Source organism: Cryobacterium glucosi (genome assembly GCF_004402235.1).
Classification (GTDB): domain Bacteria; phylum Actinomycetota; class Actinomycetes; order Actinomycetales; family Microbacteriaceae; genus Cryobacterium; species Cryobacterium glucosi.
The window spans coordinates 22,254-47,192 of sequence record NZ_SOFS01000007.1; the positions used below are offsets into that span (position 1 = coordinate 22,254).

The following is a 24,939-nucleotide window of genomic DNA, read 5'->3' on the forward strand; positions in this document are numbered from 1 at the left end:
TCCATGGCGACAGTCAGTCACAGCGCGGCCGCGTCCCACGTTGGAAAGATCCGGTCAAACAACCAGGACTCCGGCTACTCCGGCCAGCACCTGTTCCTCGTCGCAGACGGCATGGGCGGGCACGCGGGAGGCGACGTCGCCTCCGCGATCGCGACCAAGCGCATCATCGAGGCCGACCGGGACTACCAGAGCCCGCAGGACGCCGAATTCGCACTCCAGGCCGCCCTCATCGCGGCGAACTCCCTCCTCGCCGAGACGGTCTACGAGCACACCGAGCTGACCGGAATGGGCACGACCGTCAGCGTCCTGATCGTGCTCAACGACGAGGTCGCGATCGCCCACATCGGCGACTCACGCATCTACCTCCTGCGCCAGGGCGAGCTCTCCCAGATCACGATCGACCACACCTTCGTGCAGCGCCTCGTTGACAGCGGCCGCATCACCGAGCAGGAGGCGATGGTGCACCCGCGCCGCTCGGTCCTGATGCGCGTGCTCGGGGACGTCGAGGCCGCCCCCGAGATCGACACCTCGATCCTCGCGACCTTCGCCGGCGACCGCTGGCTGATCTGCTCTGACGGACTGAGCGGCGTCGTCTCCAACACCAGCATCGCGGCCGCACTCTCGAGCGAGCTCGACCCGCAGGGCGTCGCCGACCGACTCGTCAAGGAGAGCCTCGACGGCGGAGCCCCTGACAACGTCACGATCGTCGTCGTCGACATCGGCGCGCCGGACCAACGCATCGACACCCCCATCGTCGTCGGGTCGGCATCCGCACCGCTGGCCTTCGGCGAGGAACCCGGACGCAGCCGTGCCCTGCGGATGTCGAGCCTGCGCCTGCACCCCGTTCGCGAGACCCACTTCGAACCCGATTCCCAGGACTACCTCACCGAACTCATCGAGGAGGACGCCCGCCGCGCCCGCCGCCGCAAGGCCACCTGGCTCGCCGGCGTCATCCTGCTCATCGTCGCCCTCGTCGGCGGCGGAATCCTCGGCTACCAGTGGACCCAGACGCGGTACTACGTCGGCGTCGAGGGCAGCACGGTCGCGATCTTCCGCGGCGTGCAACAGGACCTCGGGCCCATCTCCCTCCACTCCGTCTACGAGGAGACCCCGCTCCAGGTCACCGACCTGCGCGTCTACGACCGGCAGCAGGTCGAGCAGACCATCAGCGCAGCGTCGCTCGATGAGGCCCGCCTCGTGGTCGAGCGCCTGACGAAGGCGAAGAATGAGTAACGCACGGGCAACGGATGCCCCCACGCGCGCTCCGAAGTCCAAGCCCGGCAGCACGCGGCGACTGCACCTGCCGCAGAAGATGCGGAACGTCGAACTGTTCCTGCTCATCGTCGCGTGCGGGATCAACGCCTCGGCCGTCGTGCTCGTCCAGCTCGGGGCGCTCGGGCACATCGATACGACCCTCGTCGTGCTGGGCGCAGGGTTGTCCGGCCTCGTGCTCTGCCTGCACATCGTCCTGCGCTTCGTGGCGCGGGACGCCGACCCGTTCATCCTGCCGATCGCCACGCTCCTGAACGGCATCGGAATTGCGATGATCTACCGCATCGACATCGCCAATGGAGACGCCGGCTGGGACAGTGCCGCGGTGCGCCAGACCGTGTGGAGCGGCCTGGCGATCGCCTGCGCCATCACGGTGATGCTCGTCATCCGCAACCACCGGGTGCTCTTCCGCTACACCTACGTGTCCGGGTTCGTCGCGGTCGTCCTGCTCCTCCTCCCGCTCGTCCCCGGCCTCGGCCGCGAGGTCAGCGGTGCCAGGGTCTGGATCGGAATCGGCTCCTTCGCAACCTTCCAGCCCGGTGAGATCGCAAAGATCGCCCTCGCGATCTTCTTCGCCGGCTATCTGGTCCGCAACCGGGACAGCCTGTCGATGGTCGGCCGCCGGGTGCTCTGGATGAAGTTCCCGCGGCTGCGCGACCTCGGTCCGATCCTGGTTCTCTGGGCCCTCTCGATGTCGGTCATCATCTTCCAGCGCGATCTCGGAACAGCGCTGCTCTACTTCGGGCTGTTCCTCGTCATGCTCTACATCGCGACCGGCCGGCTCAGCTGGGTCCTGCTCGGCATGACCCTCTTCATCGGCGGCGCGATCATCGCCAGCCAGACCCTCGATTACGTGCACGGCCGGTTCCAGAACTGGCTCGATGCGCTCAACCCCGACGTCTACAACGCAGACGGCGGGAGCTACCAGCTCGTCCAGGGCTTGTTCGGGCTCGCCAAGGGCGGCCTTCTCGGCACCGGCCTCGGCCAGGGACGCCCCGAAATCACCCCGGTTCCGCAGAGCGACTACATCATCGCGAGCCTCGGCGAAGAACTCGGCCTCGCCGGGCTGTTCGCGATCCTGGCCCTGTACCTGCTCTTCGTGGCCCGCGGCATCCGCATCGGCTTCGCCGGGCACGACGACTTCGGCAAGCTCCTCGGCGTCGGGCTCTCCTTCGTCGTCGCCCTCCAGTGCTTCATCGTGATCGGCGGTGTCACCAGGGTCATTCCGCTCACGGGGCTCACGACACCCTTCCTCGCGGCCGGCGGGTCATCGCTCGTCGCCAACTGGATCATCGTCGCGCTCCTGCTGCGCCTGTCCGACACCATCCGCAACCAACCCAGGCTGGTGGTCTGATGAATCGCGAACTCAAGCGCGTCAGCATTGTCGTCATGCTGATGTTCGTCGCCCTGTTGAGCTCGACGACGATCATCCAGGTCTTCCAGGCCGAAAGCCTGTCCGCAGACTCACGCAATACCCGCACGCTCTACGACAGCTACATGGTCGAACGCGGCGCCATCCTGGTTGCAGGCACCCCGATCGCACAGTCTGTCCCGACCGATGACAACTACAAGTACCTGCGCACGTACAGCAAGGCCGCGCTCTACGCCCCTGTCACGGGGTTCCTGCCCGTCAATGGCGCGGCGACCGGGCTCGAGCACGCGCTCAACGGCGAGCTCAGCGGCACCTCGGACTCCCAGTTCTTCGACCAGATGAACTCCCTCGTCACCGGCCAGGTCTCCAAGGGCGCATCGGTCGAGGTCACGATCGACCCGGTCGCCCAGCAGGCCGCCTGGGATGCCCTCGGGAACCTCACCGGTGCCGTCATCGTCACCGAGCCGAAGACCGGCCGGATCCTGGCCATGGTGTCCAAGCCGAGCTACGACCCGAACCTGCTCGCCGTGCACGACAGCGAGGCCGTCACCGGCACGTACCAGAGCCTCGTGAACGACCCGGGCAACCCCCTCATCAACCGGTCCATCGATGCCCTCAACCCTCCCGGCTCCGTCTTCAAGCTCGTCGTCGCATCCGCTGCCATCGAATCGGGCAAGTTCACCCCCGACAGCGCCTTCCCGAACCTGGCGACCTTCACGCTGCCGGGCAGCTCGTCGATCGTGATCAATTCCGGTGGCGGCACCTGCGGCAGCGGCGACACGGTCACGATCGCCACCGCGCTGCGCCTGTCCTGCAACATCCCCATGGCAGAGCTCGGGCTGCAGCTCGGGTCGACGGCCATCCGGGAGATGGCCGAGAAGTACGGGTTCAACACGAGCTACTCGGTTCCCCTCGACGTCGCGACGAGCGTGTACCCCACGGTCCTCGACGACGCGCAGACCGCACTTTCGGCATTCGGGCAGTACGAAGTGCGCGCAACGCCCCTGCAGATGGCGATGGTGTCTGCGACGATCGCAAACGGCGGAGTCCAGATGGCGCCGAACCTGGTGGAGGAAATCATCGCCCCCAATCTCAGCCCTCTCGAAAGCTTTACGCCGAAGACGGTGAAACAGGTGATCAGCGCCGCAACCGCGGCCACGATGACCCAGATGATGGTCAACGACGTCGCGGATGGCGCGGCGAGCAATGCAAGAATAGACGGGGTCAACGTGGCGGGAAAAACGGGTACGGCCGAGAACGGAACTGACGAGCCATACACACTCTGGTTCACCGGTTTTGCTCCCGCAGAAGATCCAAAATACGCGATCACCGTCCTCGTCGAGGATGGCGGAGGTCTTGGCCAGAAGGGGTACGGCAATTTGCTCGCCGCACCCGTTGCAAAGCAGGTACTAGAGGCGGTGCTGAACAAATGAGACCCACAGCAGGGCTCACCTTCGGGGGACGCTACGAACTGAAGTCCCGGATCGCCATCGGCGGAATGGGCGAGGTCTGGCAGTCCGTCGACCTCGTAATCGGTCGTACCGTCGCCATCAAGATCTTGAAAGACGAGTACCTCGGTGACCCAGGCTTCCTCGAGCGCTTCCGCGCCGAGGCCCGTCACGCCGCTCTCGTCAACCACGAAGGCATCGCCAATGTCTTCGACTACGGCGAAGAAGACGGAAGCGCGTTCCTCGTCATGGAACTCGTACCCGGCGAAGCCCTGTCGACGATCCTCGAGCGCGAGCACGTCCTGCCGACCGACAAGGTCCTCGACATCGTCGCGCAGACGGCATCCGCCCTGCACGCCGCGCACGCCGCGGGACTGGTGCACCGGGACATCAAGCCCGGGAACCTGCTGATCACCCCCGACGGCCGCGTCAAGATCACCGACTTCGGCATCGCCCGCATCGCGGACCAGGTTCCACTGACCGCCACCGGCCAGGTCATGGGCACCGTGCAGTACCTCTCGCCCGAACAGGCCAGCGGTCGCTCAGCGTCGCCGACGACCGACATCTACTCGCTCGGCATCGTTGCATATGAGTGCCTCGCCGGACGCCGCCCGTTCACGGGCGAGTCCCAGGTGGCCATCGCGATGGCGCAGATCAACGAGATCGCCCCCGACCTGCCCGACACCGTCTCCGAGCCGGTCCGCAACCTCGTCATCTCCTGCCTCGCGAAGAACCCGGCGGACCGCCCGGCATCCGCAGCCCACCTCGCCAGGGCCGCGACCGCCCTGCGCCGCGGTGATGTGGCCCTCGCGGCCGCTTCCGTTCCTGCCGTCATGAACGGGGTCACCCCCACCATGGCGACCATGCTCATGCCCGGTGCCGGCGCGAACGCGCAGGCGACCACGCTGCTTCCCTCCGGGCTGCCGCCCGTCACGCGCGCGTCAGCGGCAGCGGCCGAGGAGGCCGCGAAGAAGAAGCGCAGCCCCTGGACCTGGCCTCTCATCGCCCTGATCGCACTGCTGGCCCTTGTTCTCATCGGTGGCATTGTCGCGTTCGTTTCCCAGCAGAACAGCGGAAGCACCCCCGTCACGACGTCGAGCACGTCGAGCACCCCGTCGCCCACTCCCTCGAAGACGCCGAGCGCCACTCCGACGCCCACGCCGACGCCGACCCCGACCCCGACCCCCACCACGGCGGAAGTAACCGAGTCCGATTTCATCGGTAAGACCAGCGGGGAAGCCCGCACCATGCTCCAGTCTCTGGGCTTCGTCGCCGACGTCGTCACGGGCAAGGCCTCGGTCGACCCGGCAACGCAGGTTGCAGACACGGTCTACTCGGTCAACCCCACCGGCCCGGTCAAGAAGGGCGAGAAGATCACGGTCACGGTCTACGCTCCGGCCGTCGTGCCCGACGCCCCGAGCGCCGCTCCGACGACGACCACGACCACCGTCGCCAGCGGCAAGACGGTGACCTACACCTGGGTCGCGCAGTCGTGCCCCAGTGGCCAGACCCTGGCCGGGTACAAGCTCGAGGTGACGGGCGGCACCGTGCAATCCGCGAACCCGACGGGCGCCGATGTCACCACGGCGACCGTCGTCGCCGGCCCGGTCGGATCGATGACCGTCAAGTACCTGTACTACTGCGGACAGGTCGCCTCAGCCTGGTCGCCGTCCTCCACCGCGGTGCCGATCACCGCTGCGACACCGTAAGACTGACGCAGGGACGTCAGCTAAAATAGCCAAGATCCGCGCAACCAGGGTTGCCTCAGCCGGGGCGATGCCTGGAGCCGAATGGTCGACAAGAGTGGGAGTGAGTCTGTGAGTGATGAAGGCCGCCTGCTCGCAGGTCGCTATCGAGTGGGGGCACTCATTGGTCGCGGCGGCATGTCCGACGTGCATATCGGCACCGACGCGCGGCTCGGCCGCACGGTTGCGATCAAACTCCTGAAGTCGTCCCTCGCGGCCGATCCCGCCTTCCGCACCCGCTTCCGCCAGGAGGCCCAGGCCGCGGCGAGGATGGCGCACCCCACGATTGTGCGTGTCTTCGACGCCGGCGAGGAGACCGTCGGAGAGCCCGGCGGCCTCGAATCGCAGATTCCGTTCATCGTGATGGAATTCGTCGACGGACGCCTGCTCAAGGACATCATCCGCGAAGGCCCTGTCCAGGCCACCGAGGCCGTGCGCATCATCGACGGCGTCCTGACGGCGCTCGAATACTCGCACCGCGCGGGTGTCGTTCATCGCGACATCAAGCCCGGCAACATCATGATCACCAAGACCGGCCAGGTGAAGGTGATGGACTTCGGCATCGCCAGGGCCATCTCGGATTCCTCGACGACGGTCGCCCAGACCACGGCGATCCTCGGCACGGCATCCTATTTCTCCCCGGAGCAGGCCAAGGGAGAATCCGTCGACGCACGCACGGACCTGTACTCCACCGGCGTCGTTCTCTTCGAGATGCTCACCGGCCGCGCGCCCTTCCGCGGCGATACACCCGTCGCCGTCGCCTACCAGCACGTCAGCGAGACACCGGTCGCCCCGAGCTCGATCAACCCCAAGGTTTCCCCGGCACTCGACGTCGTCGTGATGCGCGCCCTTGAAAAGGACCGTTTCGCCCGGTACCAGAGCGCCGTCGAGTTCCGAACGGATGTCGAGATCGCCGGCTCCGGCGTGATCCCGCTGCACCGCCCCGTCGATGAAGCCACCGCGAGCCTTTTCGGCGCACCGCCCACGGCGACCTCCGGATCGGAGCTTGCGCTCAAGCAACTCGCCGAGGACGCCACGATGGTGCGCACCCAGCGACGGCCCCCGGTCATCTGGATCTGGGCCGGCATCCTCAGCGTGATCGTGATCGTGCTTTCCGTGATGATCTGGGCCTTCAGCCTCACCCCCAGCAGCGACCTCCCGGATAACTCCCGGAAGGTGCCCTCGTTGGTCGGCCAGAGCTACGAGACCGCTCAGAACACCCTCATCGAGTCCGACCTCGCTGCCACGATGGCCCAGGAGGCAAGCGCAACGGTCCCCAAGGACAAGGTCACCCGCACAGACCCGCCCGCTGGAACGATCGCCCAGCCGACCGATGTGATCAAGGTCTACGTATCAACGGGTCCGCAGCCCGTGACGGTGCCCGATGTCACGAACCTGCCGATCGCCGACGCCCAGGCCGCGATCAGCGCTCTCGGGCTCCTGCCAGGGTCGATCACCAAGGAGAACTCTGCGACGATCGCGCCCAACCTTGTGCTGCGCACCGACCCGGCGCTGCAGGGGAGCGCCCAGACCGGCGACACCGTCGATATCTTCATCTCCAGCGGCCTCGTCACCCTGCCGAACCTCGTCGGCCAGTCTCTTCAGGCGGCCAGCGAGCTCCTGCTGGCCCCGTCCGTACAGCTTGTGCCGATCCCGACGCCAGACGCCACGTGCGCCATGAAACCGGGATCTCCGGTCACCAAGCAATCCCAGGCGCCCGGAGACGTGGAGCAGAAGTCCCAGGTGGCGCTCACCTACTGCGCAGGCTAACGCCGCGTTTTCTGCCCCACCCTCCCTCACGCTCGGGATGCAAAGCGCTCACGAGCGCATGTGCCCGACAGGCCAGCGCGCTGGCCACCGTGCCGCCTGCCGTGCCCGAGCGCAGAGGATCCCAGAGCAGGGTGAGTGTGTCGAATTCAGGAGATCCGTGCAACCGGGCTGGATTGACCGCACTGGTCCGCTGGCCGGTGTCGCTCACCCGGGCGGATCTCCTGAATTCGGTACCACGAGCACGCACCCGTCGTCTTCAGATGTGAAGATAGAGCTTATATACGCATAATTATGTGATCAAACCTCGTCTTCGTGTTCGATTCGGGGTAGAATCGGGGTATGGCAGGAGCTTCAGATCCCCAGTCACACACCCCGCAGACCCACGATTCAGTGGCCGCGGGCGATCAGCCCACCGTTGGTGTCGAGTCGGCCTATCCGGTCGCGGTTGCCGAGGGGTTCGAGGGCGCTGAGGGGTTGGCCGGCTCGGTGCCGTCGGTGCATGCGGATGCTGTCGCCCGGCTCGTGGAGGCGCAGGCGGTTCTCGCAGAGGCCCTGGCCGCGATCCCGGTCGGGCTGCTCAGCGACACAGAAGCGGTCACGGCGCTGAGCGCCGTGGAGGCGATCGGGCGCACGGTTGACGCGGCCCGGGTGAGCACGGCGACGGATGTGGACCGGCGGGCCCGGGTCCTCGGCCGCGAAGGTCTGGCCTGGCGGATGGGCTGCACGGGCCCGTGGGATGTCCTCACCCGGGTGACGCGGGTGTCGGCCCGGGAAGTGAAGCGGCGCGTCAAGCTCGGCGACGCGGTGTTGCCGCGGCCGTGCGGCGGGAGCAGCTGGTTGCCGCCCTTGTTCCCCACCGTCGGGGCAGCCCTGGCGGCGGGGGAGATCGGGGTGGAGACCGCGGAGTTGATCGTGGCGGGGTTGCAGGTGATCAGTCACCGGGTGGCGCCGGATGACCTGTTGACGGCGGAGCGGGCCCTGGTCGCCTCTGCGGCCGGGCTGATCACCCCGGAGACCGAGGATTTGGCCGGGGCCGGTGTCCCGGTGACGACGGACCTGATCCGGGGCATGGTCGCTCAGTGGCAGGCGGCCCTGGACCCCGACGGGGTCCTCCCAACCGAGGACCTGTTCGAGGCGAAATCGAACATCGGCTTCGGACAACTCAAGAACGGGTTGTATCCGGTGAAGGGTGGGGTGACGCCGGAACTGTTCGGGGTGATGAACACCCTCTTCGACGCCTTCCTCAGCTTCCACGCCCGCCCGGCGTTCCCCACCGCGGAGGAGCAGGCCCTCATGGATTCGGGGCAGATGATTCCTGGCGCCGAGACCGCGGACGGCGAGACGGACACGGGCTCGGAGCTGGACGTGATCGAAGCGGAGCTCCGGGAGCGGCGCGCCGACACCCGCACGAGTGGGGAGAAACGCGCCGACATCCTCCGGGCGTTGTTCGAACACGCCGCCCGCGACACGGACACCCCGTCGATGGGCGGGTCAGCGCCGACGGTAATGGTGCACGTGAACGCCGCGGACCTCGCCTCCGGGGTCGGGGTCGGGTGGATCGACGGGGTCGAAGCCCCGGTGTCGCTCAAAACGGTGCACCAGCGCATCTGTGACGGCGGCTTCCAAGGCGTCCTGTTCGGCGAGCACAACGAGGTGCTCAAGCTGGGTCCGGAGCGGCGGTACTTCAACCGGGCGCAACGCCGGGCGATCACCGCCCGGGACGGCGGCTGCATCATCCCCGGCTGCAAAGCCCCGGCGCACTGGGCCGAAGTACACCACGTGAAGCCCTGGGCCACAGGCGGCCCGACCAATGTGGACAACGGTGTCCTACTGTGCTGGTTCCACCACCACAGCATCGACACCTCCGGGTGGGAGATCCGGATGGTGAAAGGGTCACCGCAAGTGCGGGCCCCGGGGTTGATCGACCCGCAACGGCTCTGGCGGCCACCGAACCGGCACCGCGCCCACCAGATCCTCACCGGACCACCCAACCGCGACTGATCAGGCGCGACCGCCCAGCGTCGAACCGTTGAAGCTTTGAACCGAACACCACAACGGAGCGACCGCGGCCCCTCGTGTCGGAGCACAGCCGCTCGGACTACCCCTAGGAGAGCTTGAGGATGGGGTGGAGTCCCCGCGCGGTCTCCTGGGCCTCTGGCAGGCCGGTGAGGGCCAGCCAGTTGGCAAGCATGAGGTAGCCGCCCTCGGTCAGGACCGATTCCGGGTGGAACTGCACGCCGAGAATCGGAGCGGATGCGTGCCGCAGCCCCATGATCACCCCGCCGGCCGTCCGCGAGGTCACCACAAGGTCGCTCGGAACAGTGGAATCGACGACGGCGAGCGAGTGGTACCGGGTCGCCGTGAAGGGCTGCGGAACGCCCGCGTAGAAAGCGCTGTCGTCGTGCGTGACCTGGCTCGTCTTGCCGTGCATGAGCTCCTCGGCGTTCGTCACCGTGGCCCCGAAGGCCTCCGCGATCGCCTGGTGCCCCAGGCACACGCCGAAGAGCGGCGAGCCGGCCTCGAACGCGGCCAGCACGACTGCGATGGAAACGCCCGCGTCCGCAGGCTTCCCCGGCCCCGGCGAGAGCAGCACACCGTCGAATTCGGCGATGCGCGCTGCGGCGTCCTCTGGTGGAAAGGCGTCGTTTCGCACGACCTCGGTCTCAGCTCCGAGCTCCATCAGGTAGCCGTTGAGCGTGTAGACGAAGCTGTCGTAGTTGTCGATCACGAGTATGCGGGTCATGGGGTGCCGACCGTCGATTCCTGGCTGTTGACGATGGTGTCCACCCACGGGAAAACCCACGTGGCGAGGACGAAGAGGACAAGGGCGATGAGCACCAGCACCTGGAGGATGCGGAGCCAGAGCGGGCCGGGGAGGACCCGCCACAGTGCTGCGTACATATGAGCCTCCTAGCCCGCGGCCTGGGCTGCGATGATGGCGGCGAGTTCCGCGGGCGGGCCGGCCGAGATCGGCTGCCAGGAATCGAAGACGCCGTAGGCGATGATGCGTTCCGCCGTCGAATAGAGCGGATTGCAACTCGTGAGGGTGATGATGCGATCGGTCGCGGTGGCCCCCGGCGCATGCGGGACTGCGGCGAGCACGCCCACGTCGGTCGGTTGCACGTATTCCAGGTCACGGAACCGGTACGTGTAGTAGCCGTCGGCCGTCTGCACGAAAATGGGATCGCCGAGCTGAAACTCGTTGATCAGGTGCATGCCGCCGCCATTGGCGCTGCGGTGAGCGGCCACGACGAAGTTCCCGACCTCGCCGGGCATCTGAGTGCCGGGGTAATGCCCGATGCCGAGGCGTGGACTGTTGAGCACGTTGTGGCCGACGCCCTCAGCGATGGTGCGCGAGTACGCGGCGCCATAGCGGGGCACATACAGCACGGCGAACGGCTGCGCCTCCCCCGGGGCGACGCTGACGACGGGAGTCCCGAAGCCCGGCGTCTGGACGGGAACGGCCGTCGGCGTGTTCGTGGCGGTCGGCGCTGGCGTCGCGCTGGCCGCCTGTGCGTCGCCGATCCACTGCTGGCTGATCTGGTTGGCCGCACTCGCCTGTTCCCCCGCAACGACGAGGTCGTTCCACCACAGTTGCCAGGCGATGAAGAGGAAAACGAGAACGCCACCCGTGATGAGCACTTCACCGATGACACCGATCACACTCACCGGCCTGCGGCGCCGGGAAGCGCGCCGCTCGCGGCGACTCTCCGTTGGCGCAGCGGGCGGGGTGGCGTCGGACATGGTTCCGATTCTAATCGGCAGTGGTGGCCGGCAGGCCCTGGAGAGGTCGCCTGATGGGCAATGGCGCTAGAATCGCAGGCATGGCACGAACGAATCCCCGCACCAAGCCCGCCCGCACCGAGGTCGTTCGCTCTGGCGAGGACGCCCCGAACGCCGTCTGGTTCAAACCAGTCATGTTCGGCTTCATGCTCATCGGACTGGCATGGATCATCGTCTTCTACGTGAGCCAGGGCACCCTGCCGATCGCCGGCCTCGGCTCCTGGAACATCCTCGTTGGATTCGGGATCGCCTTCGTCGGCTTCCTGATGACGACCCGCTGGCGTTAACCTCTCGGTTACCCCCCTTTTGGGGGTCAATTACACTGGTGTAATTATCCCCAGTTGTGGACAGACCTGTGGATAACTTTCAGCCCAGGAACTTGACGAAACTCAGGGCGACGAGCACGATCGCGAAGGCCGCGACAAGCCAGTTCTGCAGCGACTGGTGCTTGCTGCGCCGAGTCTGCACGTAGATCAGGCCGAGGATCGCACCGCCGATCAGGCCGCCGACATGCGCCTGCCAGGCAACATTGAGGTTCGGCAGGAAGCCGATCACGAGGTTGATTCCGACCAGGATCAGCAATTGTGTCGAGTTGCCTCCGAGGCGCCTCTGGATTACCAGGAACGCGCCCATCAGGCCGAAGATCGCACCGGATGCCCCGACGACCGGTGTGAGCGGACCAGCGAGGAACAACACCCCGAGCGAACCGGCGAGGCCGCTCAGCAGGTACAGGGCGAGGAATCGACCGCGGCCGAGCATCCCCTCGAGGATCTGGCCGAATATCCACAGTGTGTACATATTGAGAAGCACGTGGAAGATGAAGCCGGTCGAGTGGACGAAGACACTGGTGAGCATCCGCCAGGGCTCGAAACTGCCGGGGTACGAGTAGATGCCCGCATAGAGCAATGCGCTCGTCACGTCGAATCCCGGGACGAGCTGCAGCAGGAACACCGCGAAGGTGACCCCGATGATGCCGTACGTGACGACCGGCCCACGGCTCGAGGAGATGCGTGTCAGCAGGGCCGGGCGGGTGCGCGGGGCGTTCTGCCGCTGCTCCTTCATGCACTCGGGGCAGATCACGCCGACGGCGGCCTGTGTCTGGCACTCCGGGCAGATGGTGCGGCCGCAGCGCTGACAGAGGATGAAGCTTTGCCTGCCCGGATGCCGATAGCAGAAATTGGCTGCGGATCCGGGCAGGTCAGTCATTCGAAGTGGGCCTAGACCTGCTCGACGGTGACGGACTCGATGACGACCTCGGTGAGGGGACGGTCACGGCCATCGGTCGGCACGGTGGCAAGCTTCGCGACGATGGCACGGGAGGCCTCGTCCTCGACGGCGCCGAAGATGGTGTGCTTGCCCTGTAGCCACGTGGTCGGGACGACAGTGATGAAGAACTGCGACCCGTTGGTGCCGCGGCCGCCCTGGATGCCGGCGTTGGCCATCGCGAAGACGTACGGCTGGGTGAAGTCGAGGTCGGGGCTGATCTCGTCGTCGAACTGGAAGCCGGGGCCACCGGTGCCCTGGCCGAGCGGGTCGCCGGCCTGGATCATGAAGTCCTTGATGATGCGGTGGAAGACGGTCCCGTCATAGAGGGGAGTCTTCGAGACCTTGCCAGTGCCGGGGTGCTTCCATTCGATCTCGCCGGTGGCGAGGCCCACGAAGTTCTTCACCGTCTTCGGCGCGTGGTTGCCGAAGAGGTTGACCTTGATCGGTCCGAGCGATGTATTGAGCGTTGCGACGGCGGTGTGCTTTGACATGGGGTCAATTCTTGCACAGGCGCGAAGACGGATCCTGACCGTCCACGCCATCCGAAGCCCTCTTGCGGTATTGCGTGGCAAGATGGATGGTGTTCGCCACATGACATCGATGGAGGGTCCAGATGAGCCTGTCACGCAAGCGCCGCAAGGAACTTACGAAGCTGCGCAAGAGCGCAGACGAGTTGTGGAACCACCAGCAGGAGGTTCTCGATCGGGCAAACGTGCTCGCACGTGATGCCGCACACCAGGCGGGGGTGCTCACCCGCGAGGAAGTCGTTCCCCGTGTCCGCGACAGCTACGACCAGTTGGTACGCCCGAAGATCCAGGCAACGCAGGATCTCGCAGAGGATGTGCGCAGCCAGGTCGTCACGAAGGTGCTTCCCGGCATCGGCACTGCTATCGGCACCGTCATGAGCGTCGGAGACGTCGCCAGGGATGCCCGCGTTCGTGCGGCCCTGAGCCGCCTGCACTTCCAGCAGCCCGTTGTGATCGAGAAGAAGGGCCCGGGGGCCGGCGCATACATCGCGCTCGGTGTCGCCCTGGCCGCCGCCGCAGGAGTCGCATACGCCGTCTGGCAGACGTTCCGCGCCGATGACGAGCTCTGGGTCGCCGACGACGAGCCCAAGAACGCATCGTCCGTCGAGTCGTAACAGACAGACAGAGACACAAAGAAGGCCCGCATCCACTGGATGCGGGCCTTCTGTCATTCTCGTGCAGGATTCATTCTCGTGCAGATTGTGGAGCCACGGGGAATCGAACCCCGGACCTCCTGCTTGCAAAGCAGGCGCTCTACCAATTGAGCTATGGCCCCGTACATTCACGGGGGTGATGGCCGGAACGGCCGGTACTTCTTATAACTGCGACTGCATAAAACTGTAACTGCGTGGGGATACCGGGATTTGAACCTGGGACCTCTTCATTATCAGTGAAGCGCTCTAACCAACTGAGCTATATCCCCCTTATTGGGCAGATTTGAGACTACCGGAAACCTCCGGTTTCTCCCAATCGAGCAGCCGATTCGTTTCGGGTGCTGCCCGATTGGGAGGCGGTGACGCGGGTGGAGCGGGTGACGCGGGTGGAGCGGGTGGAGAAGGTCGAGCTAGTTGTTCGTGAAGCCGACGAGCAGTCCGCCGGTGATCTTCACGCTCAGGTTGTACAGCACGGCGTAGACGGCACCCAGGGCCGTGATGACGACCGTGTTCAGCACCGCCACGACGACAGCGAAGCCCATGACATTACCGATGGACAGGATGCTGGCCAGATCGGAGGAAGACCCCGCGATATCGGCGTACAGCGCGTCGATCTTGCCGAAGATCCCGGTGCCGTTGAGCACCGTGAAGATCAGGAAGGTCGCGACGATGGTCACGATGCCGAGGCACAGGGCGATCAGGAACGACAGCTTCACCGCCGACCAGAAGTCGATGTACACCAGCTTGAGCCGCACCTGCTTGGTTGTCACAGTGGGCCTCCGGCCGGACTTCTTGGCAAGTTTCTCAGCAACACTACTCATCTAACGGTTCTTCCTCTCCCGAATCGCTCTCCGGCTCGTCCGCAGTTTCCTCGACGATCAGGTTACGTTCGGAGTTCTTCGCAATGGCGATGATCCGGTCTTCTTCCGCAAACTTAGCGAAGACGACGCCCATCGTGTCCCGTCCCTTGGCAGGGACTTCTGCGACGTCAGAGCGTACCACCTTGCCACTGGCAAGGACCACGAGTACTTCGTCCTCGTCATCCACGATAAGGGACCCGACGAGGTCCCCGCGATCATCGTTGAGTTTCGCGACCTTGATACCGAGTCCGCCACGGTTCTGCAGGCGGTACTGATCGGCCGCGGTGCGCTTGGCGTATCCGCCCTCCGTCACGACGAACACGTAGCCGTCGTCGGAGACAACGGATGCGTCGAGCAGCCGGTCATCCCCGCGGAAGTGCATCCCGATCACGCCGGAAGTGCTGCGGCCCATCGGCCGGAGGGCTTCGTCGCTCGCGGTGAACCGGATCGACATTCCCTTCCTGGACACGAGCAGCAGGTCCGAGTCTTCCTCCACGAGCAGCGCGGAGACGAGTTCGTCGCCCTCGCGCAGCTTGATCGCGATGATTCCGCCGGTACGGTTCGTGTCGTACTCGCTCAGGGCCGTCTTCTTGATCAGGCCGTCGCGAGTGGCGAGCGTGAGGTACTGGGCCGCCCCGTAGTCGCGGATGTCGAGGATCTGCGCGATCTCCTCGCCCGGCTGCAGTGCGAGCAGGTTGGCAACGTGCTGGCCCTTGGCGTCGCGACCGGATTCCTGGGCCTCGTACGCCTTGGCGCGATAGACCCGGCCGGTGTTCGTGAAGAACAGCAGCCAGTGGTGGGTGGTCGTGACGAAGAAGTGCTCCACGACGTCGTCCGCGCGCAGCTGGGCACCCTTGACGCCCTTGCCGCCGCGGTGCTGGTTGCGGTAGTTGTCGCTGCGGGTGCGCTTGATGTAGCCGCCGCGCGTGACGGTGACCACCATCTCCTCTTCGGGGATGAGGTCCTCGACCGACATGTCGCCGTCGAAGCCGAACATGATCTCGGTCCGCCGATCGTCGCCGAATTTCGTGGTGATCTCGGTGAGTTCGTCGCTGATGATCGTGCGCTGGCGCTCCGGGCTCGCGAGGATCGACTGGAACTCGACGATCTGCAGCTCGAGTTCGGCGGCCTGGTCGATGATCTTCTGACGCTCCAGGGCCGCGAGGCGGCGCAGCTGCATGGTCAGGATGGCGTCGGCCTGGAGCTTGTCCACGTCCAGGAGGTCCATCAGGCCGGTGCGGGCGTCGTCGACGGTCGGAGACCGGCGGATGAGCGCGATCACCTCGTCGAGGGCGTCGAGGGCCTTGAGGTACCCGCGCAGGATGTGCGCATCCGCTTCGGCCTTGTTGAGCCGGAACTGGGTGCGCCGCACGATGACGTCGACCTGGTGGTCGACCCAGGCGGAGACGAAACCATCGAGGGGAAGCGTGCGCGGCACCCCGTCGACGATCGCGAGCATGTTCGCGCCGAAGTTCTCCTGCAGCGGGGTGTGCTTGTAGAGGTTGTTCAGGACGACCTTCGCGACCGCGTCGCGCTTGAGCACGATCACGAGGCGCTGGCCGGTGCGGCCGGAGGTCTCATCGCGGATGTCGGCGATGCCACCGATCTTGCCGTCCTTGACGAGGTCGGCGATCTTGATCGCGAGGTTGTCCGGGTTGACCTGGTACGGCAGCTCGGTGATCACGAGGCAGGTGCGACCCTGGAGCTCTTCGATGCTGACGACGGCCCGCATCGTGATGGACCCGCGACCGGTGCGATAGGCATCCTGGATGCCCTTGATCCCGAGGATCTGGGCGCCGGTGGGGAAGTCTGGTCCCTTGATCCGCTGGATGAGGGCTTCCAGAAGCTCCTCGCGGGTCGCGTCCGGGTTCTGCAGGTACCAGAGGGCGCCGGCGGATACCTCGCGCAGGTTGTGCGGCGGGATGTTGGTGGCCATGCCGACGGCGATGCCGACCGAACCGTTGACGAGAAGGTTCGGGAAGCGCGAGGGGAGCACGGTGGGTTCGAGCGTGCGGCCGTCGTAGTTGTCCTGGAAGTCGACGGTGTCCTCGTCGATGTCGCGCACCATTTCGAGGGCGAGCGGGGCCATCTTCGTCTCGGTGTACCGCGGGGCGGCAGCGCCGTCGTTTCCGGGGGAGCCGAAGTTTCCCTGCCCAAGGGCGAGCGGGTACCGCAGGCTCCAGGGCTGCACCAGCCGGACGAGGGCGTCGTAGATGGAGGAGTCACCGTGGGGGTGGAACTGACCCATCACGTCGCCGACGACGCGCGCGCACTTGCTGAACGCCTTGTCCGGGCGGTAGCCGCCGTCGAACATGGCGTAGATCACGCGGCGGTGCACGGGCTTCATGCCGTCACGCACGTCGGGAAGCGCACGCCCGACGATGACGCTCATGGCGTAGTCGAGGTAGGAGCGCTGCATCTCGAGCTGCAGGTCGACCTGGTCGATCTTGCCGTGCTGCTCGAGATGAGCCGCCTTCGCGGCGGCCTCCGCTGCGGTCTCTTCGTTGGTCGTGTTGTTGGTGGTGTCGTCAGATGTCAAGGAAACGCACGTCCTTCGCGTTCTTCTGGATGAAGTTGCGGCGGGACTCGACGTCCTCGCCCATCAGTGTGGAGAAAATCTCGTCGGCAGCCGCTGCGTCGTCGAGCGTGACCTGGAGCAGCGTGCGGGTCTCAGGCGCCATCGTGGTTTCCCACAGCTCCTTGTAGTCCATCTCGCCGAGGCCCTTGTAGCGCTGGATGCCGTTGTCCTTGGGGATCCGCTTGCCCGCAGCAGCGCCGTCGGCGAGCAGCGCGTCGCGCTCCTTGTCGGAGTAGACGTATTCGTGCGGGGCATTCGTCCATTTGAGCCGGTACAGCGGCGGCTGCGCGAGGTACACGTAGCCGAGGTCGATGAGCGGCCTCATGTACCGGAACAACAGGGTCAGCAGGAGGGTCGTGATGTGCTGGCCGTCGACATCCGCATCGGCCATCAGGACGATCTTGTGATAGCGCACCTTGTCCGGGTTGAATTCCTCGCCCATGCCGGCGCCGAACGCCGTGATCATGGCCTGGACTTCTGCGTTGCCGAGGGCACGGTCGAGCCGGGCCTTCTCCACGTTCAGGATCTTCCCGCGGAGGGGCAGGATCGCCTGGTATTCCGGGTTCCGGCCCTGGACGGCGGAGCCGCCGGCCGAGTCACCCTCGACGATGAAGATCTCGGAGAGCGACGGGTCCTTGCTCTGGCAGTCCTTGAGCTTGCCCGGCATGCCGCCGCCCTCGAGGAGGCCCTTGCGTCGGGCGGTTTCGCGCGCCTTGCGGGCCGCCATCCGGGCGTTCGAGGCCTGGAGGGCCTTGCGGATGATCTCCTTGGCCGAGATCGGGTTGCGGTTGAACCAGTCGGAGAGCTGGTCGTTGGCGACCTTCTGCACGAAGGACTTCGCCTCTGTGTTGCCGAGCTTCGTCTTGGTCTGGCCCTCGAACTGCGGTTCGGCGAGTTTGATCGACACGACGGCGGTCAGGCCTTCACGCACATCGTCGCCGGTGAGGTTGTCGTCCTTTTCCTTGAGGATGCCCTTTTCCCTCGCGTACTTGTTGACGAGGGTCGTGAGCGCTGCGCGGAAACCCTCTTCGTGGGTGCCGCCCTCATGGGTATTGATCGTGTTCGCGTAGGTGTGGACGCTCTCCGTATACGCGGTGGTCCACTGCATGGCCACTTCGAGCGCCATCTTGCGTTCGTGGTCTTCGAACTCGAAGGAGATGATCTCTTCGTTGACGAGTTCGGCCTTCTTGGCACGGTTGAGATACTCGACATAGTCGACGAGTCCCTTCTCGTACATGAAGGTCTTGTGTATCGGTGCGCCCTCTGCGTCGAGGTGCTCCGGTCGTTCGTCGGTGAGCGTGATGGTGAGCCCCTTATTAAGGAACGCCATCTGCTGGAAACGGGCCCGCAGGGTTTCGAAGTCGAAGTCCGTGGTCTCGAAGGTCTCGGCGCTCGGCCAGAACGTGATCGTCGTTCCGGTCTCGTCCGAGGCTTCGTCCTGGCTCAGCGGGGCGAAGGGGACACCGTCGTGGAAACTCTGCCGCCACACGTGGCCCTGGCGACGAACCGCGACGTCGAGCCGGGAGGACAGCGCGTTGACCACGGAGCTGCCGACGCCGTGGAGGCCGCCGGAGACTGAATAACCGCCGCCGCCGAACTTTCCACCGGCGTGGAGCACGGTCAGGACGACCTCGACCGTCGAACGGCCCTCCGCCTTGTGAATGTCGACGGGGATTCCTCGCCCGTTGTCGGCGACGCGCACGGCTCCGTCGGCGAGGATCTCGATGCCGATCGTGTCGCAGTGTCCCGCGAGGGCCTCGTCCACCGAATTGTCCACAATCTCGTAGACCAGGTGGTGCAGACCTCGGGGGCCGGTCGACCCGATATACATACCGGGGCGCTTCCGAACGGCTTCAAGTCCTTCGAGGACCTGGATATCGTCGGCGCCGTATCCATGCTCCGGCTCGATCAATGGTTCGACTGACATCTGTTATGGAGCTCCTGACCGTCGCGCGGGCGACCCTTGAGTCTACCAAACAGGGCATGGTCTCCCGGCCATAAACGGGGATCTGACGCGTTTTGCCTAGTCGGTTGACCTGTTTTGGCTCCCTAGCCGTAGGTATCGCGTGGACCGCGCCCTGGAATTGATCTGGGACCCTTTTTCCAGGAGGGAGCGTTGGGTCCCTGAAAACGGATTGACAGGATGCCCGCGTCCGGATACCGGACGGAGATGTGCGTCATGATTTCGACACGCATCATGCGCAGCTGGGTCGCCCACGCCGTCGACTCGCAGTGCACGGTCAGGACGCCCTCGTCGATGCCGGCGGGAGTGGAGTGTTTCGAGGTTTCCTCACCGGCGAGTTCGATCCAGGATGCGAGCAGTTCCGACTGCGCGAGGGGTGAGTTCCAGCCCAGTTGCAGGGTCAGGGAGTCGATTGTGTCCCCGAGGCCACGCGGATCGCGGCCGATGCCGAACGGGACACTCGAGCCGGTGTCGTCCCGCACCCGGCGCCTCGCCCTGACACGCTTCGCGTTCGGGTCGCCGAACACGTCCTTGAAGCGCAGGTAGACCCGTGCTGCCTCGCTCTGCTCAGCCATCGATGACCTCCCCGGCGTGGATGTGAATCGTGTGCGCGGCCAGTTGCTTGGGGACATCCTCGAACACGGCTGCCGTGATGAGCACCTGGTCGAATCCCAGGACCGCGGCTGCGAGGCGGCTGCGGCGCGATTGGTCGAGTTCGGCGAAGACGTCGTCGAGGATGAGGACAGGATCCCCACTCGAGGAGTCCCTGCGCAGGAGTTCGGCGGCTGCGAGCTTGAGCGCGAGGGCGAACGACCAGGATTCGCCATGGCTCGCATACCCACGCGCCGGCAGGGCATTGAGCATGAACACCACATCGTCGCGATGCGGTCCGACGAGGGTCATCCCGCGGTCGAGTTCCTTCCTGCGCACACCGGCCAGGGATGCACGGAACAGGTCGGCGGTCGCCCCTGCCTCCTTCGCTCCGGCATCATTCGTGCCGACCGATGCTCCGGAGGGAGTGTCCTCCTCGCTGCCGAGGGTGTCATCCAGTCCGAGGATACTGAGTGCGCCGAGCAGGGCCGGCCCGTGATCGGCGCCGACGACGGCCTCATATGCAGTGCGGAGGGGTGTGCCGAGCTCTTCGACGAGCTTCGCCCGCTCGTCGATGATCTCCGAACCGAATTCCACGAGACGGTCGTCCCACACTTCGAGGGTTCCGAGCTGGGTTGTGCGCAATCCGGACGCCCTCGCCGATTTCAACAGGGAATTGCGCTGCCGGAGCACCCTGTCGTAGTCGGCGAGCACACCGGTGAGACGCGGAGACCGGAGGACGAGCAGCTGGTCGAGAAAACGGCGTCGTCCAGACGGGTCGCCGCGGACGAGCGCGAGGTCTTCCGGAGCGAACAGGACGCTCGAGAAATACCGCGGCAGTTCCCTCGTCTTGATCACCGAACGGTTGATCTGCGCCCGGTTCAGTCCCGAGCGGTTGATCTGCACTTCGGCGAGGAGGTCCCGGCCGTTGTACTCGAGTTTGGCCCGGATGATCGCGGATTCCTCGCCGGACCTGATCATCGCGGCCGTCGTCGACACCCGGTGCGAACCCAGTGTGCTCAGGAAGCCGAGGGCCTCGACCAGGTTGGTCTTCCCCTGGCCGTTGCTCCCGACGATGAGGTTCGGTCCCGGCTGGAACGGAACCTCGACCTGCGCATAGTTGCGGAAGTCGGTCAGGGACAGGTGAGTTACCCGCACCGGAGTTCTTAGCGCAACAGCAGGTTCGGCTGGAGCAGGTACTTGTAGCTGTCAGCTCCCGGCTGGTCGCGCGAACTCTGGCTCGTGATCAGGACAGGGCCCGGCTTGTTCGGGTTTTCCGTCTTCGTGAAGGAGATCCGCACGAATTCCGAGTGCACGGCCGTGAGGCCGTCCAGCAGGAATTGCGGCTTGAGGGAAACAACGGTTTCGACGCCGGACAGGATCGCATCGACGGATTCCTTGGCCTGTGCCTGTTCGGAACCGACCGCTTCGAGCGTGAGTCCCTCGGTCGTGAAGGAGAAACGCAGCGCAGCCTCGCGTTCGAGCACGAGAGCGACACGGCGGGTGGCCTCGATCAGTTCCGCGGTATTCATCACGGCGTAGTTGTCGACCTGGTCGGGGAACAGCCGGCGAACCGGCGGGTAGTTGCCCTTGATCAACAGGCTTGTGACGGTCTTCTTGTCGGCGGTGAATGCGATCACTTCGCGATCGTCGGTGTTGGTGATCGCGACGGAGATCGTGCCGCTGTGTCCGAAGGTCTTGCCGACTTCCTGCAGGGTACGTGCGGGTACGAGCGCGGTGATGGTGTCTGTCGCGACCATCGTTCCGGGGTCCCAGTCGATTTCTCGCACGGCGACACGGTAGCGGTCTGTCGCGACGAGGCTCAGGCTGTTTTCGGAAATCTGCAGCTGGACACCCGTGATGACCGGCGTGACGTCGTCACGCGATGCGGCGACGGCGACCTGGGCGACGGCAGCGGCGAAATCTTCGGCGGGAACCAGGCCGGCCTGGCCGCTGACGACCGGGATGCTTGGATATTCCTCGACAGGCATGGACAGGAGCGTGAAGCTCGCGGTTCCACAGCTGACCGTGATGCGGGAGTCCTTGGTCACGAATGTGACGGGGGCGTTCGGCATCCGGCTGGCGATCTCGGCGAGGAGGCGACCGGACACGAGAACCCGTCCGGTCTCTTCGACCTCGGCGGCGATTTCGGTTTGCGCGGACACCTCATAGTCGAATGACGAGAGGATCAAGCCGGTCGCTGTTGCTTCGATCAGCACACCGCTCAAAATGGGCAGCGTGGTGCGCTGGGGAAGGAGTTTGACAGCAAAAGAAACGGCTTCGCTGAAAACGTCCCGGTTGGCCTGAAATCTCACGAAGTCACTCCTGTCGGTCGGAGACCTGTTTGGCCTCAATGGTAGTCGTTCTCACAACGGCCCCGGCGTCGCTCGGTTTCCTCCGGTGTCGGAGGAAAGGTTGTCGGCCAGAGAGAAGTTTAAGTTTTTGTTAATCTTCTTAACCGTTGTGGAAACTGTGGATAACTCTGTGGATGCGGCTCATTCACTGGGAACTACAAACATGTAACTTGTGGGCAGCCTGTGAGCGTTAATCGTCCCCCGGTTCAGGGCGAGCCTTACCACCAGCGGAGTTTGCACAAGCTGGACGGTAGTTTCCACAAATTCAGACAAGTTGTTCGACGAGTTTCCACAGGGTTATCCACAACTGTGAAAACTGAGGGATTCTGCGGCTTATTTGTAGCGGTGGTCCTGTTTGATGCGGTTGGTGAGCTCCGTGACCTGGTTGTAGATCGAGCGGCGTTCCTTCATGAGTTCGCTGATCTTCTTGTTCGCGTACATCACCGTCGTATGGTCCCGGTTGCCGAACAGCTGGCCGATCTTCGGGAGGGAGAGATTGGTGAGCTCGCGGCAGAGGTACATCGCGATCTGGCGAGCCGTGGCAACGGCTTGGGAGCGTGAGGAGCCATAGAGGTCCTCGACGGTGAGCTTGAAGTAGTCCGCCGTGTTGGTGATGATGTCGACCGGCGCGATGACGTTGTCTTCGTCGAGGGTGATCAGGTCCTTGAGCACCGTCTGGACGAGGTCCATGTCGACGGGCGTTCGGTTGAGGCTCGCGAAGGCCGTGACCCTGATCAGGGTTCCCTCGAGCTCGCGGATGTTGGATGAGACCTTGGACGCCATGAATTCGAGGATGTCGTGGGGAACCTGGAGCTTCTCGCTCTGGGCCTTCTTGCGCAGGATGGCGATGCGGGTCTCGAGGTCGGGGGCCTGGACATCCGTGATGAGGCCCCACTCGAAACGGGACCTCATGCGGTCTTCGAAACCGGTCAGGGCCTTCGGCGGCAGGTCGCTCGTGATGACGACCTGCTTGTTGTGGTCGTGCAGAGTGTTGAAGGTGTGGAAGAACGCCTCTTGGGTCTCCGCCTTGCCCTGCAGGAACTGGATGTCGTCGATCATCAGGATGTCGATATTGCGATACCGGGACTGGAATGCCGAGCCGCGGTTGTTGGCGATCGAGTTGATGAAGTCGTTGGTGAACTCTTCTGAACTGACATAACGCACTCGGATGCCGGGATAGAGGCTCATGGCGTAGTGGCCGATGGCGTGGAGCAGGTGGGTCTTGCCCAATCCGGAGGAGCCGTAGACGAAGAGGGGGTTGTACGCCTTGGCCGGTGCCTCGGCAACGGCGACCGCGGCGGCGTGCGCGAACCGGTTCGACTGCCCGATCACGAAGTTGTCGAAGCTGTACTTGGAATTGAGCCGGGTGTCGTGCGGGCTCTCGACGGGCGGCGCGCTCTCGAAAACCGATTGGGGCGTCGCGGGTGTCTCGACGTCCCTGGGCAGTGCGGACTCCTGGACCGGACGGAGCGACTCCTGCTCGAGTTCGGGATTGACGACGACGTAGAAGGTCGAGACCGCGCTCGCCTCGGACAGTTGACCCATCGCGGCGAGCAGCGGCACCCGCATCCGCTGGTTCAGCATGCTCGCGGTGAACTCGTTCGGTACTTCGAGATAGAACGTGCCGGCCGCGATGCCCTTGGGTTCGACCAGGTTCAGGAAGCCGTAGAGCATCGGGGTGATGGTGTCATCCGATTCGAGGCTGGTGAGCACTGCCCGCCAGGTGTCCGCGATCGGTTGTTCTTCGGCTGCCATTGTTCCCTCTGTCGATACTGTCTGGTGAAACGCTGTGTGTTGAAACTGCGTGTCGGTACTGTCGATGATTTCTTGAATGCACCCGGAACTGCCGGAAGAGTCGACACCAGTGTGGGCCGAATCGACGGCCTCAGCAAAAGCATCCACAAGGTTATCCACCGCCTGTGCGCAATTCGGGCTGTGTTTTACAGGCATTGCGGGCTGCCTGTGGATAACTTGTCCTCACGGTAGTCAATGTCTGCCGCGGCGGCCAACTCTGTTGTGGATTCGGTACGTGTCGTTGACCGGAAACCGAGAAAACATCTGCAGAATCTGCCGTTTACCGCCGTCGGGTTTGACCAGCACCGATTGAGGCCGTAGTTTTAATCAGTTGACCCCAGCCCGCGGGCTACCTCACTCTTTCCCGGCCGTTCTACATTTTTTGGCCTGCGGAGATTCAATACGTGGAGACCACACAATGAGCAAGAGAACTTTCCAGCCGAACAACCGTCGTCGCGCCAAGGTGCACGGCTTCCGTCTTCGCATGCGTACCCGTGCCGGCCGCGCGATCCTCGGTGCCCGCCGTCGCAAGGGTCGCACCGAGCTTTCCGCCTAAGCACTCACGTGCTCGCGGGGACCAATCGCATCACGAGCGGCAACGACTACAAGATGGTCGTTCGCCGTGGCGTGCGTGTTGTTGGTCCGCACTTCGTGACGTACCTGCGTGACAATTCAAAGGGCTTACCCCCTCGGTTTGGTTTCATCGTCGCCAAAAACGTGGGGAACGCCGTCCGGCGCAACCGAATGCGACGTCGCCTGAAGGCGGCGTGCTTCGGTCTGCTCCCTACGGTGAACCCGGGCACGGATGTCGTCATTCGCGCACTTCCTGCGGCGCACGAAGTGGAGTGGCCGGTTTTGCAGGCCGAAGTCAGCCAGGCCCTCCTGAGTTTCCAGCGCCGAATTGCCGCGGGCACGACCGGATCCGGCCATCGCCGGCCGGAACGACTGCCCTCCCGATGAGTA

Annotated in this window: 22 protein-coding genes and 2 tRNA genes; 10 read left to right on the plus strand and 14 right to left on the minus strand. The window is 64.9% G+C overall.

All coding sequences use genetic code 11. The features are described 5' to 3' along the window. The first annotated feature begins 3 nt into the window (after nt 1-3). The 6 genes from E3O46_RS01535 to E3O46_RS01560 all read left to right on the plus strand — a co-directional run bounded on the left by E3O46_RS01535 (nt 4) and on the right by E3O46_RS01560 (nt 9,608). Nucleotides 4-1,233 carry a PP2C family protein-serine/threonine phosphatase gene (locus E3O46_RS01535; protein WP_134560978.1) on the plus strand — a complete coding sequence of 410 codons (1,230 nt, stop codon included), beginning with the start codon at nt 4-6 and terminating at the stop codon, nt 1,231-1,233. Beyond that, nucleotides 1,226-2,626, plus strand: coding sequence for an FtsW/RodA/SpoVE family cell cycle protein (locus E3O46_RS01540; protein ID WP_134448588.1), 1,401 nt, complete (start codon nt 1,226-1,228; stop codon nt 2,624-2,626). Before E3O46_RS01535 ends, E3O46_RS01540 begins: the two co-directional genes overlap by 8 nt. After that, a complete protein-coding gene (locus tag E3O46_RS01545) occupies nt 2,626-4,077 on the plus strand; it encodes a peptidoglycan D,D-transpeptidase FtsI family protein (protein ID WP_134560834.1) in 1,452 nt (483 codons plus the stop codon). The genes E3O46_RS01540 and E3O46_RS01545 overlap by 1 nt, the downstream gene beginning before the upstream one ends. Then, nucleotides 4,074-5,801: a serine/threonine protein kinase gene (locus E3O46_RS01550; RefSeq protein WP_134448584.1), complete on the plus strand. Its 1,728-nt coding sequence runs from the start codon at nt 4,074-4,076 to the stop codon at nt 5,799-5,801. The genes E3O46_RS01545 and E3O46_RS01550 overlap by 4 nt, the downstream gene beginning before the upstream one ends. A gap of 81 nt (nt 5,802-5,882) precedes the next feature. After that, nucleotides 5,883-7,607, plus strand: coding sequence for a Stk1 family PASTA domain-containing Ser/Thr kinase (gene pknB / locus E3O46_RS01555; RefSeq protein ID WP_134448582.1), 1,725 nt, complete (start codon nt 5,883-5,885; stop codon nt 7,605-7,607). Between the two features lie 339 nt (nt 7,608-7,946). Then, nucleotides 7,947-9,608, plus strand: coding sequence for an HNH endonuclease signature motif containing protein (locus tag E3O46_RS01560; RefSeq protein ID WP_134560979.1), 1,662 nt, complete (start codon nt 7,947-7,949; stop codon nt 9,606-9,608). Between the two features lie 103 nt (nt 9,609-9,711). Here the strand turns inward: E3O46_RS01560 and E3O46_RS01565 are convergent, their stop codons facing one another. From E3O46_RS01565 to E3O46_RS01570, 3 genes are read right to left on the minus strand one after another with little or no spacing between them, the layout of a single operon-like run. Next, on the minus strand, nt 9,712-10,350 hold the full coding sequence (locus tag E3O46_RS01565; RefSeq protein ID WP_134448578.1) for an anthranilate synthase component II: 639 nt from the start codon (nt 10,348-10,350) through the stop codon (nt 9,712-9,714). Beyond that, complete coding sequence (locus E3O46_RS18150; protein ID WP_166787341.1) at nt 10,347-10,508, minus strand: hypothetical protein; 162 nt, start codon at nt 10,506-10,508, stop codon at nt 10,347-10,349. Before E3O46_RS18150 ends, E3O46_RS01565 begins: the two co-directional genes overlap by 4 nt. A 9-nt stretch (nt 10,509-10,517) precedes the next feature. Further along, complete coding sequence (locus tag E3O46_RS01570) at nt 10,518-11,351, minus strand: class E sortase (RefSeq protein ID WP_241975187.1); 834 nt, start codon at nt 11,349-11,351, stop codon at nt 10,518-10,520. 80 nt (nt 11,352-11,431) lie between these two features. On the opposite strand from E3O46_RS01570, the gene E3O46_RS01575 reads away from it, so the two are divergent. Then, nucleotides 11,432-11,677, plus strand: coding sequence for a cell division protein CrgA (locus E3O46_RS01575; protein WP_134448576.1), 246 nt, complete (start codon nt 11,432-11,434; stop codon nt 11,675-11,677). A gap of 79 nt (nt 11,678-11,756) precedes the next feature. On the opposite strand, the gene E3O46_RS01580 is transcribed toward E3O46_RS01575, so the two are convergent. Together E3O46_RS01580 and E3O46_RS01585 are read right to left on the minus strand one after the other, a co-directional pair. After that, complete coding sequence (locus tag E3O46_RS01580; protein ID WP_134448574.1) at nt 11,757-12,596, minus strand: rhomboid family intramembrane serine protease; 840 nt, start codon at nt 12,594-12,596, stop codon at nt 11,757-11,759. Between the two features lie 11 nt (nt 12,597-12,607). Beyond that, the gene (locus E3O46_RS01585; protein WP_134448572.1) at nt 12,608-13,147 is read right to left on the minus strand and encodes a peptidylprolyl isomerase; all 540 of its coding nucleotides are present in this window, start codon (nt 13,145-13,147) and stop codon (nt 12,608-12,610) included. Nucleotides 13,148-13,269: 122 nt separating this feature from the next. On the opposite strand from E3O46_RS01585, the gene E3O46_RS01590 reads away from it, so the two are divergent. Continuing rightward, nucleotides 13,270-13,797 (plus strand): hypothetical protein, encoded by a 528-nt coding sequence (locus tag E3O46_RS01590; protein ID WP_134448570.1) that lies wholly within the window; start codon nt 13,270-13,272, stop codon nt 13,795-13,797. An 88-nt stretch (nt 13,798-13,885) separates the two neighbouring features. Here the strand turns inward: E3O46_RS01590 and E3O46_RS01595 are convergent. The 9 genes from E3O46_RS01595 to dnaA form a co-directional block, all read right to left on the minus strand. Further along, nucleotides 13,886-13,958 (minus strand) — tRNA-Ala (locus tag E3O46_RS01595). Between the two features lie 73 nt (nt 13,959-14,031). Then, nucleotides 14,032-14,105 (minus strand) — tRNA-Ile (locus E3O46_RS01600). Between the two features lie 141 nt (nt 14,106-14,246). Beyond that, nucleotides 14,247-14,657 carry a DUF3566 domain-containing protein gene (locus E3O46_RS01605; RefSeq protein WP_134448568.1) on the minus strand — a complete coding sequence of 137 codons (411 nt, stop codon included), beginning with the start codon at nt 14,655-14,657 and terminating at the stop codon, nt 14,247-14,249. Beyond that, a complete protein-coding gene (gene gyrA, locus E3O46_RS01610) occupies nt 14,650-17,142 on the minus strand; it encodes a DNA gyrase subunit A (RefSeq protein WP_241975201.1) in 2,493 nt (830 codons plus the stop codon). Before gyrA ends, E3O46_RS01605 begins: the two co-directional genes overlap by 8 nt. Nucleotides 17,143-17,224: 82 nt before the next feature. Then, on the minus strand, nt 17,225-19,201 hold the full coding sequence (gene gyrB, locus E3O46_RS01615; protein WP_134448566.1) for a DNA topoisomerase (ATP-hydrolyzing) subunit B: 1,977 nt from the start codon (nt 19,199-19,201) through the stop codon (nt 17,225-17,227). Nucleotides 19,202-19,323: 122 nt separating this feature from the next. Next, the gene (locus tag E3O46_RS01620; RefSeq protein WP_134558118.1) at nt 19,324-19,812 is read right to left on the minus strand and encodes a DciA family protein; all 489 of its coding nucleotides are present in this window, start codon (nt 19,810-19,812) and stop codon (nt 19,324-19,326) included. Next, nucleotides 19,805-20,986, minus strand: coding sequence for a DNA replication/repair protein RecF (gene recF / locus E3O46_RS01625; RefSeq protein WP_134448562.1), 1,182 nt, complete (start codon nt 20,984-20,986; stop codon nt 19,805-19,807). The genes E3O46_RS01620 and recF overlap by 8 nt, the downstream gene beginning before the upstream one ends. An 8-nt stretch (nt 20,987-20,994) precedes the next feature. Next, nucleotides 20,995-22,143: a DNA polymerase III subunit beta gene (gene dnaN, locus E3O46_RS01630; protein WP_134560980.1), complete on the minus strand. Its 1,149-nt coding sequence runs from the start codon at nt 22,141-22,143 to the stop codon at nt 20,995-20,997. Nucleotides 22,144-22,515: 372 nt separating this feature from the next. After that, a complete protein-coding gene (dnaA, locus tag E3O46_RS01635) occupies nt 22,516-23,937 on the minus strand; it encodes a chromosomal replication initiator protein DnaA (RefSeq protein WP_134448558.1) in 1,422 nt (473 codons plus the stop codon). 457 nt (nt 23,938-24,394) lie between these two features. Here dnaA and rpmH point away from each other — a divergent pair, with 457 nt between their 5' ends. Both rpmH and rnpA read left to right on the plus strand, forming a co-directional pair. Beyond that, nucleotides 24,395-24,532, plus strand: coding sequence for a 50S ribosomal protein L34 (gene rpmH, locus E3O46_RS01640; RefSeq protein WP_010204566.1), 138 nt, complete (start codon nt 24,395-24,397; stop codon nt 24,530-24,532). A gap of 8 nt (nt 24,533-24,540) precedes the next feature. After that, a complete protein-coding gene (gene rnpA, locus E3O46_RS01645; RefSeq protein ID WP_134560981.1) occupies nt 24,541-24,936 on the plus strand; it encodes a ribonuclease P protein component in 396 nt (131 codons plus the stop codon). Nucleotides 24,937-24,939: the final 3 nt, after the last annotated feature.